Origin of the sequence: Devosia sp., from assembly GCF_028290645.1 — a bacterium.
GTDB lineage: Bacteria > Pseudomonadota > Alphaproteobacteria > Rhizobiales > Devosiaceae > Devosia_A.
In genome coordinates this window covers 1-3217 of the sequence record NZ_JAQGJL010000155.1, presented here as the reverse complement: position 1 = coordinate 3217, position 3217 = coordinate 1, and the positions used below count along the sequence as shown (strand labels likewise).

Here is a 3217-nt window from a genome sequence, read left to right as displayed (position 1 = left end):
ACAAGGGCAACGTCCTATCCCAAGCGATCACCGACACCTCCTCGTCGCCCCACACCACGCGCACCTGGCAATGGACCTGGAACCCCCAGGGTCTCGCCGCCACCGAAACCGCCCCCAATGGCGGCGTTGCGCGCTTGGAGTACGACGCGCGCGGCAACATGGTCAAGTCCATCGACGCCCTGGGCGACCAGACACGCTACGGCTACGACAGCGCCAATCGAATGACGGCAACCGTCCTGCCGAACGGCCTCTTCATCATCTACACCTGGGATCTGCGTGGCCGGTTCCTCACCCGAACCGTCAATGGCCGGCAGACCACTGCCTTCACCTACGCCGCCACCGGCCTGCTGGACACACTGACTCTCCCCACGGGGCTGGTCCTGAGCTACACCTACGACGCCGCTCATCGTCTGACAGGCTGGCGCAACAACCGCGGCGAATCCGGCACCTTCACGCTCGAGCGTATGCGCATAGATCCGGGGCATGTCGACCCGAGGACAGGCCAGCCATACAACAATCCCAGGGCGGCGGATCCACACGTTCATGGATATGACGACAACGGCAATAAGATTCGCGATCCGCTCGCGGGCAATGACCCGCATTTTCCGATCAAACCTTGAGGTGCGCTATGAGCGAAGAGAAACCAAGAATCCACGAAGTCGCTGATGGCGAGATTGATGTTTGGGTTGATCCGGGCGGGGCAATCTGCTTAAAGGTTCGAAGCAAGAACCATGATCCCGTCGAACTAAGCGAGCGCGAAGCGCTTGCGCTAGCTCAGCTCTTGACTGAACTGGTGAAATCGCAGCGAGATTGATTTCAAGTCCGCCTTGGTAGAGGGTCTAAGGGCTCGGCAGCTTTCCCCCTGTCGGCAGGCGCCATCAACGCGCGGTCGTTCGCATTGACGCCCAGCAGCAGTTTCACTTCGGCGTCGCGGCCTTTGACGAGTTGTCGACTTTCGACAAGTGGGTCTGCACCCTCGCCAACCAATCCACCGTGGGGTTCGGAGCGATCCTCGACACGCTGGCAGATAACGGGTCGGTTCGGGCTGCTTCGCGATCACTGGCGGAGAAGGCCTGACGCAGCAGCTCTTCCAGCCCGCCGATACCGACCCACACACAGCACCATTACCAGCGCCACCATGAGCTGGAACGTGGGCTATGACGCCGTGGGGCGCATCACCGGCTTCAATGCCACGGGGGAGACCGCCAGCTTCGGCTATGACGCCAATGGCAACCGCACCAGCAGCACGAGGACGGTGGGCGGCAGCAGCACCGGCCGCAGCTACAGCGTGGCCGGATCGGGCAACCATCTCACCGGCTTCACGCAGACGCAGGCCGGTGCGACCACGAATGTGACCTACTGCTACAACGCCAACGGCGACCTGACCAGCGATGGCCTGCGAAGCTACAGCTACAACGCCGAGGGGCGCCTGAGCGACGTGACCACTGGCGCCACCGACAACTCCCCGACCACGCGCTACGCCCACAACGCGCTCGGCCAACGCGTCTTCAAGACCGAGCCGCTGTACCCGCCCAGTCAAGGCAACGAGAGCGATCCGGGCTTCATGCAGAGCCTGATCGGCTTCTTCACACAGTTGTGAGGACCGAGTACGACCGATGCAGAGAAGCTGGGCTTTGGTTTTACCTACGACGAGAACAGCAACCTGATTGCGGAGACGGGCACCGGTGGGGCCCGCAGCACGGGCAGCACGCAGTACATCTCTACAACTACTTCCGGAGCTATAGCCCGACCACTGGACGCTATATATACAGGGTGATCCGATCGGGCTCGATGGCGGCTGGAATCGATTTGCATACGCCGGCGGAAATTCCCCGAAGTTCTCAGATCCGAAGGCCCTGTGTCCAATATGCGTGTTGCCGTGGATAGTGAGCATCGCCAAGTCGATCTTGCGTTTTCGCCTAGAGTCAGGCTGGCAGACGTTGGCTTGTCGCTGACACCTACAACCGAAAGCGGGAGCTTTGGTCGTCTCGGCAAGTCGTTCGATTGGTGCGTCTCTGCGGAAGAGTCACGAAAACTTGCAGCGCAGTTGCAAGCACTCGCCACCAACAAGTCGCCAGCTCACGCATATCTGGACCCTGATCGCAACAACACGGAGTGCAGATTGTTGTATCAAAAGGGGAGTACGGTCCTGCTGTATGCAACTCTTGAGAAGGTCTGGCTTAAACGGACTTACTCTGCCTTCGGCATGAGCAGCCCAGATGGGTTCTCGCCGTGACCAAGAGGCCGGACCACCCCTGCTCAAGATGGCATCCACTGTCGTATTGATCATGAACATCGACAGCGTCCTGCTGTTCAAGAGCCTGGCATGTTGGAGACCGCTGCAGTGCGGATCTTCTTCTCACTGGACGATCACTTCAATGAAGACGCGCAGGCAGAAGGCTATCAATCACTTCTGGTGTTCGGCGCTCAACACCGACCCTCAATGAACTCGGATCTCGCGGCCCTGGGCTTTGGGCATGTGGAGCCTACGATGTTCGGATTTATCGCGGCCAAGTAGCCTTCGTTAGGCGCTATGACGGACAGTGTTCTTGTCGGTCTTGCAAGCGTGAGAGCGCCTGTGCGCTGCCGTCTAGCGCGGCAAGGTGATCACGAAGCTCGCCCCGCCGCCCGGACGATCCTGGCAGCGCACGCTGCCCCCATGCCGCTCCGCAATCGACTTCACGAGCGCCAGCCCGAGCCCGACGCCGCCATTGCGTTCGCTGGCACCGGGCAGCCGGTAGAAGGGCTCGAAGATGCGTTCGCGCAGCGCGGCCGGCACGCCGGGCCCGCGGTCGTTGACGCGGATCTCCGCCAGGCCGGCGCGGCTGCCGAGTTCGACGCTGGTCTGGCCGGCGCCATAGCGGCGCGCGTTCTCGAGCAGGTTGCGGATCGCGCGGCGCAGCAGGCGCGGCACGCCGCGTACCGTGAGCACGTCGCTGTCGGTGTTCTCGGCCACGTCGAGTTCGGCATCGGCGCGTGCGCATTCCTCGGCGGCGAGGCCGGTCAGGTCGACGGTCTCGACGGTGCCCATGTCGGCTTCCTTGGCATCGAGTCGGCTGGCCAGCAGGATCTCGTCGATCAGCTGGTCGAGCTCGCCGATGTTGCGCGAGATCTCGTCGCGTGCGCCGGCCGTGGGCCGCTCGCCCATCAGCTCGAGCCCCATGCGGATGCGCGTCAATGGCGAGCGCAGCTCGTGCGACGCGTTGGCCAGCAACGA

At 62.3% G+C, this 3217-nt stretch carries 4 protein-coding genes and 1 pseudogene; 4 read left to right on the top strand and 1 reads right to left on the bottom strand.

Annotated features, from left to right (window positions below):
* The 4 genes and pseudogenes from JWQ89_RS08995 to JWQ89_RS08980 all read left to right on the top strand — a co-directional run.
* Positions 1–620, top strand: a pseudogene (locus JWQ89_RS08995) (hypothetical protein); the annotation flags it as partial.
* A gap of 8 nt (positions 621–628) precedes the next feature.
* Complete coding sequence (locus JWQ89_RS08990; RefSeq protein ID WP_299640259.1) at positions 629–814, top strand: hypothetical protein; 186 nt, start codon at positions 629–631, stop codon at positions 812–814.
* Positions 815–1138: 324 nt separating this feature from the next.
* Entirely contained in the window at positions 1139–1600 is a 462-nt protein-coding gene (locus JWQ89_RS08985; RefSeq protein WP_299640257.1) for a hypothetical protein, read from the top strand.
* A gap of 726 nt (positions 1601–2326) precedes the next feature.
* Positions 2327–2518 (top strand): hypothetical protein, encoded by a 192-nt coding sequence (locus JWQ89_RS08980; RefSeq protein WP_299640256.1) that lies wholly within the window; start codon positions 2327–2329, stop codon positions 2516–2518.
* A gap of 72 nt (positions 2519–2590) precedes the next feature.
* On the opposite strand, the gene JWQ89_RS08975 is transcribed toward JWQ89_RS08980, so the two are convergent.
* On the bottom strand, positions 2591–3217 hold a 627-nt coding region (locus JWQ89_RS08975), incomplete at its 5' end, for an ATP-binding protein (protein ID WP_299640254.1).